A 13,956-nucleotide genomic window follows, 5' to 3' on the forward strand; every position below is an offset into this window, starting at 1 on the left:
TCGAAGTCCATTACATCGCGTTCAACAGTTTCCACCCGGTTTCTCCTTATTCTCGTTAAGTGCCGCCGATTACTGAAACTAGCTGACAAGAGAGCTGGTGCATAAAAGGCTGGCCTTAATTTAAAACGGTCGTTTGCTTCTGGTTGTTGCTCATCATAGGCATAATACCTGTGTCACGTCACGCCTACGATGGCTAAAGCAGCTTTTCTCAACGTTGTGACGCGTTGTTTTGCAGCCCTAATATCCAGGTCTGAACCAGCGGCTATTGTTGCTAGCCGCTAGGCTGTGGCAAATTGGTAGCGTTTTTCAACGGTGTGACAATCAAACGCGCACATGAATTTTAGGGCGTGGCTCGGCTATTAGCGCCTAGCGGCGCCTAGGTTAAGTGTTTCAAGGCGGTATTTGCTAACAAGGCGGTATTAGATAGCACGTTAGTATTTGATAGGAGGTGCCTGCTTGGCGGGTGCTGTCTCTGATTAACGGCTTTTATGACAAGACAAGCGAGGAATCTATGAAAGTACTCGTCGCGGTTAAACGCGTCATCGACTATAACGTTAAAATTCGCGTTAAAGCGGATCATTCGGACGTTGATCTGACGAATGTCAAAATGGCCATGAACCCCTTCTGCGAAATTGCCGTGGAAGAGGCGGTGCGTCTAAAAGAGAAGGGCGTGGCCACGGAAGTGATCGCTGTCTCCGTTGGTCCCAAAGCTGCCCAAGAGCAGCTGCGTACTGCGCTGGCGCTGGGCGCCGATCGCGCTATTCATATTGAAACTAATGAGCGTGCGGAATCGCTGGCGGTCGCCAAACTGCTGGCCAAGGTGGTCGAAGAAGAGCAACCCGGCCTGGTGATTCTCGGCAAGCAGGCGATTGATACCGACAATAACCAAACCGGCCAAATGCTCGCCGCGCTGACTGGCTTGCCTCAAGGCACGTTTGCCTCTGAAGTGGCGGTCGACGGCGACAGCGTTAGCGTCACCCGTGAAGTCGACGGCGGTCTGCAAACCATCGCCCTGACGCTACCTGCCATCGTCACCAGCGACCTGCGTCTCAACGAGCCCCGCTACGCCAAGCTGCCCGACATCATGAAGGCCAAGAAAAAGCCGCTGGGTGTTAAAGCCCCCGCCGACTATGGCATTGAGGTGGCCTCCAAGGTCAGCCTGCTCAAAGTAGAGTCGCCCGCTGAGCGTAAGGGCGGTGTCAAAGTTGCCTCGGTAGACGAGCTGGTCGACAAACTGAAAAACGAAGCCAAAGTTCTTTAAGGTCGGTTATTGACCCCCGTACTTTAAATAAACGCTTTGAAAGGAGCTGATTCTATGAGCATTTTGGTACTTGCCGACCTTCACGAAGGCCAGTTGGCCGGGGCCACCGCTCACGTGGTAGCGGCCGCTAAAGCCATCGGCGGCGATATTGAGGTTCTCGTTGCCGGTGAAGGCGTTCAAGCCGCCGCTGAGGCTGCCGCTAAACTGGATGGCGTGAGCAAGGTGCGCGTGGCCGACCACGCGGTCTACGCCCATCAGCTAGCCGAGCCCATGGGCGCGCTGCTGGTTGAGCTGGCCGATGATTACAGCCACGTTCTCGCCAGCGCCTCCACTACCGGCAAAAACGTACTGCCCCGTTTAGCGGCATTGAAGGACGTTAGCCAGCTTTCTGACATTATTGTCGTCGAAAGCGCTGACACCTTCAAGCGCCCGATTTATGCCGGCAATGCGATTGCCACGGTGAAAAGTGACGATGCGCTGAAAGTCATCACTGTACGCACCACCGGCTTTGATGCCGTGGGCGAAGGTAACAACGCCTCTGTGGAAGCAGTCGATACGGTGGTTGAAAACAGCCAGTCCCGCTTTGTCAAAGAAGCGCTGGCCCAGTCAGACCGGCCCGAGCTAGGCGGCGCCAAGGTGGTGATCTCCGGCGGTCGCGGCATGGGCAATGGCGAGAACTTCAAGCTGCTCGACGGCATTGCTGACAAGCTGGGCGCGGCCATTGGCGCCTCTCGCGCCGCGGTTGACGCAGGCTTTGTGCCTAATGACATGCAGGTCGGGCAAACGGGCAAGATCGTCGCACCGGACTTGTACATTGCCGTGGGTATTTCTGGCGCGATTCAGCACCTGGCGGGCATGAAAGACTCTAAAGTGATCGTCGCGATCAACAAAGATGACGAAGCGCCGATCTTTCAAGTGGCCGATTACGGCCTGGTCGGTGATCTGTTTGAGATCCTGCCTGAGCTTGAGAGTAAGCTGTAGGTGCTAAGATAAAGAGTAAGAAAAACCACTTCGGTGGTTGAAAATCTGCGGGCTGACCGCATATCAGTAGTGTAAGCAACGAAAGCCACTCAAGGAGATGATGATATGGCACATACATTACCCGAACTGCCGTACGCATATGACGCTCTCGAACCAAACATCGATGCGATGACGATGGAAATTCATCACTCTCGTCACCATCAAACCTACATCACTAACCTGAATGCCGCGCTAGAAGGCACAGGTCTTGAAGATGTTCCCGTTGAAGAGCTGGTTGCTAATCTGGATCGCGTTCCAGAAGCCAAGCGCCAAGCGGTTATCAACAATGGCGGCGGCCATGCCAACCACTCTATGTTTTGGCAGATGCTGTCGACTAACGCTGGTGGTAAGCCGCAGGGCGATGTTGCTAAAGCAATCGACGCTGAACTGGGTGGCTTAGAAGCTTTCCAGGAAGAGTTCAAGAAAGCGGCGGTTGGTCGTTTTGCCAGCGGCTGGGCGTGGTTGTCTCTGACGCCCGAGAAGAAGCTGGTAGTGGAAAACACGTTGAACCAGGATAGCCCGCTGATGCACGGCAATACGCCGCTGCTCGTTCTGGATGTTTGGGAACACGCCTACTATCTGAAATACCAAAATAAGCGTCCTGACTACATTGCCGCGTTTTTTAACGTTGTGAATTGGGAAGACGTTGAGCGTCGCTACCAAGCAGCGATTAGCTGATACTGCAGTGATTTACTAGCAACGTTTGCTCGTAAAGCTGTGAAAAACCGTCCACTTTTTAGTGGGCGGTTTTTTCGTTATGGGGCGCAGAGTTAGCGCTGAATTGTCAATACAACTAAAAAGAAAAATACCACATGTGCTTGAATTGATTTTTAAGTAGTCTATATATAGTATCTATGGTGCCTTTGAGAGGGGAGAGGCGCTACATGTGCTCTATCCTAAAAATGCCGCTTTGAACAGGGGAATATCCATGGAAATTCAGATTTATAGCAAGCCTGCGTGTGTGCAATGTACGGCTACCTATCGTGCGCTTGATAAGCAGGGCCTTGAGTATAAGGTTATCGATATTACGGCGGAGTCTGGTGCACAAGAAGAAGTCGAAGCGCTTGGCTATCGCCAGCTTCCTGTCGTCGTTGTAGGTGAAGATCACTGGTCGGGTTTCCGTCCTGATCGTATTCAAGCACTGGCCTAGATAGATCATTGTCATGCTGGCAAATTGTGCAGAAATATCGGTAGCCGGCACGTTGGTTTATTTCTCTACCAAGTCAGGCAATACCCGTCGCTTTGTAGAAAAGCTTGGTTTCGCCGCAACGCGGCTACCGCTGAATAGAGATGAGCCTGCTGTACGCATCGACCAGCCCTTTATTTTAATTACGCCTACCTATGGTGGTGGCGGAGCGCAGGGCGCAGTGCCAAAGCAAGTCATTCATTTTCTCAATGATGCACATAACCGTCACTTCCTGCGGGGGGTAATTGCAGCGGGAAATACTAATTTTGGCGATGCGTATGGTCTAGCTGGCCGTATTATTGCGAAAAAGTGTAGCGTCCCTCTGCTGTATCGGTTCGAACTTTTTGGCACCGACGATGACGTCGCCAATGTCCGCAAAGGAGTAGTAGCGTTTTGGAAACGACAAGCGTAGCCACAAAAAACTCAGTCACACAAAACGGGGCAGAAGCAAAGCGGCCAGCGGCGGCTTCTGAGACACGTACTCTGGATTATCATGCGCTTAATGCCATGCTCAACCTGTACGGTGCCAATGGCGAACTGCAGTTGAGCAAAGACCGCGAGGCGGCGAGGCAGTATTTTTTACAGCACGTCAATCAGAATACGGTTTTCTTCCACTCGCTGGAAGAAAAGCTAGATTACTTGGTTGAAGAGCAGTATTACGAAGCCGAAATGCTTGCGCAGTACAGCTTTGCCTTTGTAAAAGCGCTGTTTGAACAGGCCTATGCGTACAAATTTCGCTTTCCCAGCTTTTTGGGCGCTTTTAAGTATTACACCAGCTATACGCTGAAGACGTTTGACGGCAAGCGCTACTTAGAGCGCTACGAAGACCGTGTCTGCATGGTGGCGTTGACGCTTGCACGCGGTGAAGAAGCGCTGGCCAAGTCGCTAGTGGATGAAATCATCAGCGGACGTTTTCAGCCCGCCACGCCTACCTTTTTGAACTGCGGTAAACAGCAGCGTGGCGAGCTAGTGTCGTGCTTCTTGCTGCGTATTGAAGACAATATGGAGTCAATTGGTCGGGCGATTAACTCCGCGCTGCAGCTCTCTAAACGCGGCGGTGGTGTGGCCTTTTTGCTCACCAATATTCGTGAGTCTGGAGCGCCTATTAAGCGTATAGAAAACCAGTCGTCGGGCATCATTCCGATTATGAAGTTGCTGGAAGACGCCTTTTCCTACGCTAATCAGCTAGGTGCCCGTCAGGGGGCGGGGGCAGTGTATCTTAACGCCCACCACCCGGATATCCTGCGCTTCTTGGATACCAAGCGAGAAAATGCCGACGAGAAAATTCGCATCAAAACGCTGTCGCTGGGCGTGACGATTCCGGATATTACCTTTGAACTGGCTAAGCGCAACGACGACATGTACCTGTTCTCGCCCTACGATGTAGAGCGTGTTTATGGCGTGCCGTTTGGTGATATTAGTGTTACCGAGAAGTATCACGAAATGGTGGCGGATGCGCGTATTCGCAAGCACAAAATTAATGCGCGAGCGTTTTTCCAAGTATTGGCTGAGCTGCAGTTTGAGTCGGGCTATCCGTATATTATGTTTGAAGACACGGTCAACCGGGCTAACCCGATAGCTGGCCGTATCAATATGAGTAACCTTTGCTCTGAGATTCTTCAGGTTAATACGCCCACCGAATATGACGAAGACCTCGGCTATCGCCATGTAGGTCAAGACATCTCGTGTAACCTGGGCTCGATGAATATCGCCAAAGTGATGGACGCGGGCGATATCGGTACCAGCGTAGAAATTGCTATCCGTGGCCTCACGGCCGTGTCGGAAATGAGTAATCTACGCAGCGTGCCTTCTATTGCTGAAGGCAATGCGCAGTCGCGGGCGATAGGCTTGGGTCAAATGAACCTGCACGGCTATTTGGCGCGGGAGCATATTTATTACGGCTCTGATGAAGGCTTGGATTTTACCAACCTGTATTTCTACTGCGTGGCTTTCCATGCCATCCGCGCGTCTAATCGCTTAGCCATTGAGCACAGCGGCACTTTTGCAGGCTTTGCAGACTCTACCTACGCTTCGGGCACCTTCTTCGATAAATATACCGATCAAGCGTGGCTACCGCGTACTGATAAAGTCCGTGAGCTGTTTGAGAAAAGCGGGATTACCTTGCCGAATCAGCAGGATTGGCAGGAGCTGAAAACATCGGTCATGGCACACGGTTTGTATAACCGTAACTTGCAGGCTGTGCCGCCTACTGGGTCGATCTCTTACATCAACAATTCCACCTCCAGTATCCATCCGGTGGCGGCGAGAATTGAGATTCGTAAAGAGGGCAAGCTTGGCCGTGTTTATTATCCAGCGCCGTTCCTGAATGAAGCTAATTTTGACTATTTCCAGGACGCCTATGAAATTGGTCCGGAAAAAATCATTGATACCTACGCCGAAGCTTCGCAGCACGTTGACCAGGGCCTATCACTGACGCTGTTCTTCCCGGATACTGCCAGTACGCGTGATATCAATAAAGCGCAGATTTACGCCTGGCGTAAAGGCATCAAAACGCTTTACTACATTCGTCTGCGTCAGAGCGCGTTAGAAGGCACCGAAGTGGAAGGCTGTGTTTCGTGCACGCTGTAACCAGCAAAGCGCTTTGCGCCCCGTGTCTATTATTGAACGCTACGGTTTGCTAACCGAGCTTTGAGAGCACTGCCATGAACACCATGCAACGTTTGTCGCGGGTTGACGCGATTAACTGGAATCGGCTTCAGGATGATAAAGACCTGGAAGTATGGAACCGCTTAACCAGCAATTTCTGGCTACCCGAAAAGGTGCCGCTTTCTAACGATATCCAGTCGTGGAATACACTGACTCAGCAAGAGAAGCAACTGACAATTCGAGTATTTACCGGCCTTACGCTGCTGGATACCATTCAAAGCAGCATTGGTGCGCCGGTGCTGATGGAAGACGCGCGTACGCCTCACGAAGAGGCGGTTTATACCAACATCGCCTTTATGGAGTCGGTGCATGCGCGCTCCTACAGCTCTATTTTCTCTACGCTTTGCGCCACGCGCGATGTTGATGATGCGTTCCGGTGGAGTGAAGAGAACCCCACACTGCAGGCAAAATCTCAGCTGATCCTAGAGCGCTACCGCTCTGATGATCCGTTGATGCGTAAAGTGGCCAGCGTTTTCCTTGAGTCGTTTTTGTTCTACTCCGGCTTTTACCTGCCTATGTACTGGTCAAGCCATGCCAAACTGACCAATACCGCCGACTTGATTCGTTTGATCATTCGCGATGAAGCGGTTCATGGATACTACATCGGCTACAAGTTCCAGCAGGCATTGGCTGAAGCGGCACCGGCACGACAGCAAGAGGTGAAAGATTACGCTTATGAGCTATTGCTGGAACTGTACGATAACGAAGTGCGCTACACAGAGTCGCTGTATGACGAGGTAGGCTTGAGTGAAGATGTTAAAAAATTCCTTCATTACAACGCCAACAAAGCACTGATGAATCTAGGGTTTGAGCCACTGTTTCCCAGCAGTGTCACTGATGTTGACCCTACTATCATGGCCGCGCTGTCACCCAATGCCGATGAGAATCATGACTTCTTCTCAGGCTCAGGCTCTTCTTATGTGATTGGTAAAGCCGTCGCCACTGAAGACGACGACTGGTCATTTTAATATAGCCACGTACTAGAGATGCAGCGACAGGTATAAAGGAGGGGGCATGCCAAACAACTCAGCGAACGTTTTAAAAATTGCTGCTGCGGTGGTGAGCGATCTCGATGGGCGTTTATTATTAGTGCGTAAGCAGAGCACTCCCTTCTTTATGCAGCCTGGTGGCAAGATCGATGCGGGTGAAACAGCGCTAGAAGCGCTGTGTCGTGAGCTAAAAGAGGAACTGGGCTTGAGTGTGAATAGTGAGGAACTCTCTCCATTAGGTATACACACTGCTCCCGCGGCCAATGAGCCGGGCATGATGCTAAAAGCGCACCTGTTTAGTCTTGTTATTGATGAACCTGTTGAAGCGGCTGCTGAAATTGCCGAAGCAAAATGGGTAACTCGTGAAGAAGCTTGGCAGCTTACGTTAGCGCCGCTGACAAGAGAGCATATCGTTGCAGATCACTCATAATGATTTTTTGCTGAAAGGCGCCAATAGGCGTCTTTTTTTATGCGCGCTCGGTGGGCAAAATCATCTAATTGTTAATGATAAATATTGTCATTAATTCTATTAATGGTAGGCTATGCATCGTAAAAGATGAACGCAAATCGTTCTAATACCTAATTAGTTTTTAGTCGGGCGGCAGCAGTTGCCCGCTACTCAGTGACGGAGAGTCGACGTGCTGAACAGGCCTTTCTTTGCTTTGCGTGGATGTTGGCTAGCAGGAGTGCTGGCCAGTAGTGCGCTAATGACAAGTGATCAAGCAGTGGCTCAAGCGGCCCAAAGTGTACAAGCCCAGCAAACCCAGGCAGCTCTCCAGGAACAGATAGATGCCGCTGATGAGCAGACGCGCGCTCAGTTAGAAGAGTTGCGCCGTTTAGAGCGTGAAAGCCGGCAGTTAACGACTGATAATGTCTCCTTGGCCGGACGTTTAGCCTCAGAAGCCGAGCGTCAGCAGCGCCTTGCTACCGCGTTAGATACCCTTGAAGAAACCCGTGCAGCGCTTCCCGTGATTGAACAAAATATGTCCGATCAGCTAAGCCAATGGATCGAAAGTGATCTGCCATTTCTACGCGATGAGCGCCTAGCGCGCGTTGAACGCCAACAAGATGAGCAGGGCGCGGATACCATTGAGCGTATTGGCGGGCTGCTTGAAGCGTGGCGCGTTGAGCTTAATTACGGGCGCGAAATCGACAGCTGGCGCGGCCGTTTGCAACAAGATGGGCGTGAGCGGGAAGTGGACTTCTTGCGTATTGGACGTATCGGCTTTTACTACCTGACACCGGATGGGCGTGAAGGTGGCGTTTGGAATGCAGAAGACGCCGCATGGCAGGCCCTGGATGATGCCTACCTGCGCGAAGTGCGCAACGGGCTGCGCATGGCGGAAGACCAGCGTGCCCCTGACCTATTAACCTTGCCGCTCTCGATCAGTGCCAGTGAACCGCGGGGAGAGCATCCATGAGCCGTTTTTGCTTAATTACTGATTACCTATCGACGCATCGGTTATCCCTTCGCCGACTATCACTTCGCCGAGTTGGCTGTGCTTGTGCCCTAGTGGGGTTGGTAGCGGTCAGCGGCGTTTCAATAGCGCAGACTGATAGCACTACCTCGCTGCGCGAGGCCCGCGAGGCCGCCGAAACGCGTGATCAACAGCGGCTAATGGGCTTTATAGACGATCAGGAGGCATTGGAGTCTGCGCTGGAGCAAGCGCGGACCGAAAATGAAGAGGCTCAGCAGCAGTATGAAACGCTACAGGCGCAGCAGGCAGAACAGGCGCAGCAGGCCAGTGAGTTAACTGAGCGTCAGTCTGAACAGGGTGAGGCAATGTCCGGCTTGCTGGCGAGTCTTGCTCAGCACAGTGCGGATATTCGCAATGAGCTAGGCGGTGACAGCCTTCTGGCAATAAGTGAAGACGCACTGCCGCCGCGCTTGGATAATGTGGAAGTGTTGGAGCGCCACCAGTTAGAAAACGTGGTGGATCGGCTAGCCGCATTGACCGCCAGCACAGGGCGCGCGGAGCGCCTTGAGCTAGCGGTGGCGGACGCGAATGGCGACATAGCGCCTCAAGCCGTTGTGCGGCTTGGCGATTTTGCTATTTTTAGCGCGTCTGAATTGCTCCAGCGCAGCGAGGGAGACGGCGGTTTGGCGGTGTTGCCTCGTACTCCACGGCAAATTGGTGCGCTATTGCCTGCTTATTTTCAGGACGAGAGTCGTGTGTTCGCCGTTGACCCAACCCAGGGCAGCGTGCTGCAAGCACTCGCTCAGCAGCCCAGCTTATGGGAGCGTTTTCAGCAGGGCGGCTATGTGGGATATGTCGTTGTGGTGCTCGGTATTATTGGCCTCGTGGTTGGCCTAGGGCAGTACGCGTATCTGGTGCTGGTGAGCATGCGCGTGCAGCGTCAGCGCCAATCGCTAAGCCAGCTGCAAACCAATAATCCGCTAGGGCGTGTACTGTTGCGCTTTGAGGGTATGGATAAACATCAAACCTCCGAGGCATTGGAGGCGCGCTTAGACGAAGCGGTGTTGGCTGAACTGCCGAGGCTCGAGCGAAGCCAGCCCATGGTTAAGCTGCTGGCGGCTATTGCGCCGTTACTCGGTTTGCTGGGCACCGTGACCGGTATGATTGTGACCTTCCAGGCGATTACCGTCTTTGGTACCGGTGACCCCCAGCTAATGGCAGGTGGGATTAGCCAAGCACTAGTTACCACCGTGCTTGGCCTCATTACAGCGGTGCCACTGCTCTTTGTGCAGACCGCGCTTGCTGGTCGTAGCCGCTATTTAACGCATGTGATCGAAGGGCAGGCGAGTGCGACATTGGCCGACCACCTTGAGACTCACGCGCCTGCTCATACGGTGACTTAACATGTCCTCTCTTCCTCTATGGCTCGAACCCGTTGAGCGCTTGGTGGAAGCTGGCGGTGTTGTATTAGTGGTGCTGGCGGTGGTGGCCGTACTGGTTTTCGCCATGGCCATGGAGCGCTGGTGGTACTACCGCATCACTTGGCGCGTGGCAAGGCGCGAGCTACTGCACCGCTGGGCTGCTCGCAGTGATCACACCAGTTGGAGCGCGCGAACATTACGCCAAGTATGGGCCGAAGCATTGGTGGCCAAACTGCGCAAACCGCTGCCATGGCTGAAGCTGCTGGTGGCACTATGCCCCTTGTTAGGTCTGCTGGGTACGGTGACAGGCATGATCAGTGTGTTTGATAGCCTGTCGCTAAGTGAAACCCATCAGGCTCGCGCTATGGCGGATGGCGTGGCGCGAGCCACGTTGCCTACGCTGACCGGTATGGCCATTGCGGTGGTGGGTCTATTGTTTATTAGCCGCTTAGAACACGTTATTCGTCGGGAAGACCAGCGGCTGCATGATCGCTTGGCTCGGGCGTTGGAGGAAAGTGATGCGTAGACGCCGTTCTATAGATAACAATGCGGAGAGCAATGAGGTTAACCTCACTCCGATGCTTGATGTCGTGTTTATTATGTTGATTTTCTTTATCGTCACCACGAGCTTTGTCAAAGAGAGCGGTGTCGAGATTGAGCGGCCTGAGTCCAGTGCTGCCAGCCCACGCCCGGATGCTCAGGTGTTGGTGGCTATTTCGCCTGAGGGTGCGGTCTGGGTCGACGGTAGCCCTGTCGACGTGCACCGGATTGGTCAGCAGGTTGCCGGTATGTTGAGTAAAGATGGCTCTGTCGTTATCCAGGCAGACCGCGCGTCCACCACCGGGCTATTGATTGAAGTCATGGACCGTTTGCGTGAGGCGGGAGTCGACCAGGTGGCGGTGGCAGCGAGTCGGAGCAGGCCATGATGCGGCAAGGGCTGTCGTTATTAGGTGGCGCGGTATTGGCGGTAGGCTTGTTTTGGCTGCTGGCGCAATTAGTGACCCCGCCGGAGCGCACGCCAGAAAAGATAACCATGAGCATGGCCATGAATATGGTGGAAATGCCTGACGTCGCGCCTGAGCAAGAAGCCCCGGCACCGCAACCCGCCGAGGCTGCACCGCAGCAGGCGCCGCCTCCCATGCCTACACCCGAGCCACCGCCAGTATCAGACAGCGCGATTAGCATGCCTGAAATTGAACTGCCGGATGAGCCTGTCGAGCCGGTTGAGATGGACAGTGAACTACCTGAGTTGACCGAAGTTACGCCGGAGCCGACGCCTGCGCCAACGCCACGGCCTGAGCCGGCACCTGCGGAGCCCGCGCCTACTCAGCGGGAAGCTGCACCTAGTGCCTCGGAAGCAGCGCCCGCCGAACGTGAAGCCGCGCCACAGGCTGAGCCTGCGCCCTCTAATGAGCCCGTGAGCGTTGGTCAGGCCACGCCGACTAGCCGGGTTAACCCCAGCTATCCATCGCGTGCGCAGCGTCGGGGCATGGAAGGTTTTGTAGAAGTGGCCTTTATGATTCGTCGTGATGGCAGCGTTGACGCCTCTTCTATACGCGTCACTAACGCGCAGCCGCGCCGAGTGTTTGAAGAGGCTGCGCAGCAAGCTATTGCCCAGTGGCAATTTGAACCCAGCGATCAGTTGCGCAATGCCACCCAGCGGATCGAGTTTGAGTTGAGGTAGCGCTATGAAACGTCTGATGTCTATTGTATTACTCAGCGTCTGGTCTGCCGGAGCGCTTGCAAGCCCTGCGCTGAAGGGCGATGTTATTGCTGATCTCACTGGATTGCAGCGCCAGTTGCAGCAAGGTCTCTTAAGTGACGTTGTCGAGCGGGCGACGTCGCAGGCGGAGCGATTAGCCGGCGGTAATCAGTCAGACCGCTGGGCTAGCGCGCTCTATCAGCAGCTTGCAGCCGGTGCATTGATGCGCCAGGACCAGCCAGGTGAGGCGGCCGATAGGCTGGCCATTGCCCGCGGATTAAATGGCGTTGATAGCGAGCAGGCGGCACAGTGGCTACGAGAAGAAGCGTCATTGCGTCGCGCTGCCGGTCAGCGTGACCAGGCAATTGAACTGCTTAGTGAGTGGTTGGCCAATCATCAAGATGCTGATGCTAGCTGGCAGCTAACCCGATTGCTTGCCCAGCAAGAGCGCTGGGATGAAGCTGCTGGCTGGCTTGAGACAGCGCTGGAACAAACATCACAACCTAGTGACGCTCAGCACACCTTAATGCTGGCCGTTTATCGAAACGCAGGGCGGGGTGAGCAGGCGTTGAGCCGTTTGCTGGATGGTTTGGATGCTCAAAGCGAAGCCGCTCAATGGCGAGAGGCGGCTGGGCTGGCTCAGCAGGCGGGGCAGGCGAACGTTGCCGCTGGCCTATGGGACATGGCATGGCAGCTGGGTAAGCTAACGCAGCCTGAGGATCGCTGGTTGTTAATTCAGCTGCATCTTGCGGGAGGGACGCCTGCCCGGGCGGCAGAGTATCTTGAGCAAGCGCTGAGTGAAGGCGCTATTGTCCGTGAGGAATCAACGTTGCGCCTGCTGGCCAGCGCTTGGCAGCAGGCAAAGCATGTTGAAAATGCGCTGAATGCCTGGCAGGCCTTAGCGCTACATACCGAGTCCGCCGCTGATTGGCGTGCCTATGGCCAGTTAGCTTACGCCTGGGGTGACGATCAGCAGGCCAAGCAGGCGTTCACTCGAGCGTCAGCGTTGGGCGACGATGAAGCAGAGCAGTGGCTAGCCAGTTTTAGCTAAGCTTTGAGCGTTAGGTTAAAATCGCTCCAAATCGGCGCATGATCAGAAGGGCGCTCAATGCCTCGCAGGTCATAGTCAATGCCTGACTCAGTGGTGCATTCGGCCAGCGGCTTGGTGACCAGGATGTAATCAATGCGCAGGCCGCGCTTGGGGTCTTGGTCAAACGCTTTGGAGCGGTAGTCAAACCAGCTAAAGCGATTGTCGATATGGGGGTAGCAAAGACGATAGCTATCGATTAATCCCCAGGCTTTAATGCCAGCGAGCCACTCACGCTCAATCGGTTGGAAGCTGGCTTTGCCTTCGCGTAGCCAGCGCTTGCGATTAGCTTCACCAATGCCGATATCCTGGTCTTCGGGCGAAATGTTGAAGTCGCCCATCACCGCTAGCCGCTCGTCAGGTCGATGCTGTTCATTTAGCAATCTGGCGAGCTGGCCATAAAAGCGTTCTTTGTGCGGAAACTTGGTGGGGTGCGTAACGTTTTCACCCTGAGGGAAGTAGCCATTCCAGATCGTTACGGGTTCACCATCGTCAGCTAGCAGGCGTACGCCAATCATGCGGCGCTGTGCGTCTTCTTCATCATCCGGAAAGCCGTACAACACGTCTTGCGGCGCTTGGCGGCACATTAGGGCAACGCCATAATGTCCCTTTTGGCCGTGATAAAAAACGTGGTAGCCCATCGCTTCTACGTCTGCGAGCGGGAATTCGCTGTCTTGTACTTTGGTTTCCTGCAGGCCAATCACATCAGGCTGCTGGGTATCGATCAGTGCCTGTAGCTGGTGAAGACGTGCACGAATACCGTTGATGTTGAACGAAACCAAGCGCATTACGAGTCGCTTCCTTTAGGGCTGTCAGGCTTGTCAGGATGAATAGCAATGGTTTGGCCGCTCTGTTGGCGGGCGAGCTTTTTCACCGCTTGAAGCTTGCGCTGCTGCTGCTTTTTGGCTACAAAACGCACCGAGGAAACCACTTGATCAGGGTTGTCGTGGCGCCATTTTTTGTAATCTTTGCGCCGCCCGGTACGTATAGTGACCTTGTCGGCCAGTGAGCGAGTTTTTTTCTTACGCGTCATGTCGCGCTCCTTACGTCGATTTGAGGGCTATTCTAACAGGCCTTGGGCCTCCTTCGACAGCAGGACGCGCTCTTATCGCCAAGCCCTGGTACAATACGCACTTCTTGATGCCTAACCTCCACAGCAATGGACAGATAGACAGCCTATGAGCGAGTCGGAACAGACCACAGCA

16 protein-coding genes are annotated in these 13,956 nt (G+C 54.0%); 14 read left to right on the forward strand and 2 right to left on the reverse strand.

Annotated features, from left to right (window positions below; genetic code table 11):
* Positions 1–511 precede the first annotated feature (511 nt).
* The 14 genes from ACTH5D_RS14845 to ACTH5D_RS14910 all read left to right on the forward strand — a co-directional run bounded on the left by ACTH5D_RS14845 (position 512) and on the right by ACTH5D_RS14910 (position 12,715).
* Positions 512–1,261 carry an electron transfer flavoprotein subunit beta/FixA family protein gene (locus tag ACTH5D_RS14845; protein ID WP_441672583.1) on the forward strand — a complete coding sequence of 250 codons (750 nt, stop codon included), beginning with the start codon at positions 512–514 and terminating at the stop codon, positions 1,259–1,261.
* A gap of 54 nt (positions 1,262–1,315) precedes the next feature.
* A complete protein-coding gene (locus tag ACTH5D_RS14850) occupies positions 1,316–2,242 on the forward strand; it encodes an electron transfer flavoprotein subunit alpha/FixB family protein (protein WP_441672585.1) in 927 nt (308 codons plus the stop codon).
* A 105-nt stretch (positions 2,243–2,347) separates the two neighbouring features.
* Complete coding sequence (locus ACTH5D_RS14855) at positions 2,348–2,959, forward strand: superoxide dismutase (protein ID WP_441672587.1); 612 nt, start codon at positions 2,348–2,350, stop codon at positions 2,957–2,959.
* A gap of 250 nt (positions 2,960–3,209) precedes the next feature.
* Positions 3,210–3,431, forward strand: a complete 222-nt coding sequence (nrdH, locus tag ACTH5D_RS14860; protein WP_096280553.1) for a glutaredoxin-like protein NrdH — start codon at positions 3,210–3,212, stop codon at positions 3,429–3,431.
* Between the two features lie 13 nt (positions 3,432–3,444).
* Complete coding sequence (gene nrdI, locus ACTH5D_RS14865; protein WP_441672589.1) at positions 3,445–3,879, forward strand: class Ib ribonucleoside-diphosphate reductase assembly flavoprotein NrdI; 435 nt, start codon at positions 3,445–3,447, stop codon at positions 3,877–3,879.
* Positions 3,861–6,056: a class 1b ribonucleoside-diphosphate reductase subunit alpha gene (gene nrdE / locus ACTH5D_RS14870; RefSeq protein ID WP_441672591.1), complete on the forward strand. Its 2,196-nt coding sequence runs from the start codon at positions 3,861–3,863 to the stop codon at positions 6,054–6,056. The genes nrdI and nrdE overlap by 19 nt, the downstream gene beginning before the upstream one ends.
* Positions 6,057–6,130: 74 nt before the next feature.
* Entirely contained in the window at positions 6,131–7,102 is a 972-nt protein-coding gene (gene nrdF, locus ACTH5D_RS14875; RefSeq protein ID WP_441672593.1) for a class 1b ribonucleoside-diphosphate reductase subunit beta, read from the forward strand.
* 46 nt (positions 7,103–7,148) lie between these two features.
* Positions 7,149–7,553 carry an NUDIX hydrolase gene (locus ACTH5D_RS14880; RefSeq protein WP_441672595.1) on the forward strand — a complete coding sequence of 135 codons (405 nt, stop codon included), beginning with the start codon at positions 7,149–7,151 and terminating at the stop codon, positions 7,551–7,553.
* 208 nt (positions 7,554–7,761) lie between these two features.
* The gene (locus ACTH5D_RS14885; RefSeq protein ID WP_441672597.1) at positions 7,762–8,544 is read left to right on the forward strand and encodes a DUF3450 domain-containing protein; all 783 of its coding nucleotides are present in this window, start codon (positions 7,762–7,764) and stop codon (positions 8,542–8,544) included.
* The gene (locus ACTH5D_RS14890) at positions 8,541–9,944 is read left to right on the forward strand and encodes a MotA/TolQ/ExbB proton channel family protein (RefSeq protein ID WP_441672599.1); all 1,404 of its coding nucleotides are present in this window, start codon (positions 8,541–8,543) and stop codon (positions 9,942–9,944) included. The genes ACTH5D_RS14885 and ACTH5D_RS14890 overlap by 4 nt, the downstream gene beginning before the upstream one ends.
* A 1-nt stretch (position 9,945) precedes the next feature.
* Positions 9,946–10,488 (forward strand): MotA/TolQ/ExbB proton channel family protein, encoded by a 543-nt coding sequence (locus tag ACTH5D_RS14895; RefSeq protein ID WP_441672601.1) that lies wholly within the window; start codon positions 9,946–9,948, stop codon positions 10,486–10,488.
* The gene (locus ACTH5D_RS14900) at positions 10,481–10,888 is read left to right on the forward strand and encodes an ExbD/TolR family protein (protein WP_193062654.1); all 408 of its coding nucleotides are present in this window, start codon (positions 10,481–10,483) and stop codon (positions 10,886–10,888) included. Before ACTH5D_RS14895 ends, ACTH5D_RS14900 begins: the two co-directional genes overlap by 8 nt.
* Positions 10,885–11,646, forward strand: a complete 762-nt coding sequence (locus ACTH5D_RS14905; protein WP_193062656.1) for a TonB family protein — start codon at positions 10,885–10,887, stop codon at positions 11,644–11,646. Before ACTH5D_RS14900 ends, ACTH5D_RS14905 begins: the two co-directional genes overlap by 4 nt.
* A 4-nt stretch (positions 11,647–11,650) precedes the next feature.
* Positions 11,651–12,715, forward strand: a complete 1,065-nt coding sequence (locus tag ACTH5D_RS14910) for a tetratricopeptide repeat protein (RefSeq protein WP_193062658.1) — start codon at positions 11,651–11,653, stop codon at positions 12,713–12,715.
* Here ACTH5D_RS14910 and xthA read toward each other — a convergent pair.
* Entirely contained in the window at positions 12,712–13,539 is an 828-nt protein-coding gene (gene xthA / locus ACTH5D_RS14915) for an exodeoxyribonuclease III (protein WP_441672604.1), read from the reverse strand. The two genes, ACTH5D_RS14910 and xthA, sit on opposite strands and share 4 nt — an antisense overlap.
* Positions 13,539–13,784, reverse strand: coding sequence for a hypothetical protein (locus tag ACTH5D_RS14920; RefSeq protein WP_096280520.1), 246 nt, complete (start codon positions 13,782–13,784; stop codon positions 13,539–13,541). The genes xthA and ACTH5D_RS14920 overlap by 1 nt, the downstream gene beginning before the upstream one ends.
* Positions 13,785–13,956: the final 172 nt, after the last annotated feature.

Source organism: Halomonas sp., assembly GCF_052095695.1.
In the GTDB taxonomy this organism is placed as follows: Bacteria; Pseudomonadota; Gammaproteobacteria; order Pseudomonadales; family Halomonadaceae; genus Vreelandella.

What these genes read in the sequence shown, in the direction of transcription:
- ACTH5D_RS14920 (WP_096280520.1), bottom strand. Translation starts at nt 13,784, where the DNA reads ATGACGCGTAAGAAAAAAACTCGCTCACTGGCCGACAAGGTCACTATA.
- ACTH5D_RS14895 (WP_441672601.1), top strand. Translation starts at nt 9,946, where the DNA reads ATGTCCTCTCTTCCTCTATGGCTCGAACCCGTTGAGCGCTTGGTGGAA.
- ACTH5D_RS14910 (WP_193062658.1), top strand. Translation starts at nt 11,651, where the DNA reads ATGAAACGTCTGATGTCTATTGTATTACTCAGCGTCTGGTCTGCCGGA.
- nrdF (WP_441672593.1), top strand. Translation starts at nt 6,131, where the DNA reads ATGAACACCATGCAACGTTTGTCGCGGGTTGACGCGATTAACTGGAAT.
- ACTH5D_RS14890 (WP_441672599.1), top strand. Translation starts at nt 8,541, where the DNA reads ATGAGCCGTTTTTGCTTAATTACTGATTACCTATCGACGCATCGGTTA.
- ACTH5D_RS14905 (WP_193062656.1), top strand. Translation starts at nt 10,885, where the DNA reads ATGATGCGGCAAGGGCTGTCGTTATTAGGTGGCGCGGTATTGGCGGTA.
- nrdH (WP_096280553.1), top strand. Translation starts at nt 3,210, where the DNA reads ATGGAAATTCAGATTTATAGCAAGCCTGCGTGTGTGCAATGTACGGCT.
- ACTH5D_RS14850 (WP_441672585.1), top strand. Translation starts at nt 1,316, where the DNA reads ATGAGCATTTTGGTACTTGCCGACCTTCACGAAGGCCAGTTGGCCGGG.
- ACTH5D_RS14855 (WP_441672587.1), top strand. Translation starts at nt 2,348, where the DNA reads ATGGCACATACATTACCCGAACTGCCGTACGCATATGACGCTCTCGAA.
- nrdI (WP_441672589.1), top strand. Translation starts at nt 3,445, where the DNA reads ATGCTGGCAAATTGTGCAGAAATATCGGTAGCCGGCACGTTGGTTTAT.
- xthA (WP_441672604.1), bottom strand. Translation starts at nt 13,539, where the DNA reads ATGCGCTTGGTTTCGTTCAACATCAACGGTATTCGTGCACGTCTTCAC.
- ACTH5D_RS14880 (WP_441672595.1), top strand. Translation starts at nt 7,149, where the DNA reads ATGCCAAACAACTCAGCGAACGTTTTAAAAATTGCTGCTGCGGTGGTG.
- ACTH5D_RS14845 (WP_441672583.1), top strand. Translation starts at nt 512, where the DNA reads ATGAAAGTACTCGTCGCGGTTAAACGCGTCATCGACTATAACGTTAAA.
- ACTH5D_RS14900 (WP_193062654.1), top strand. Translation starts at nt 10,481, where the DNA reads ATGCGTAGACGCCGTTCTATAGATAACAATGCGGAGAGCAATGAGGTT.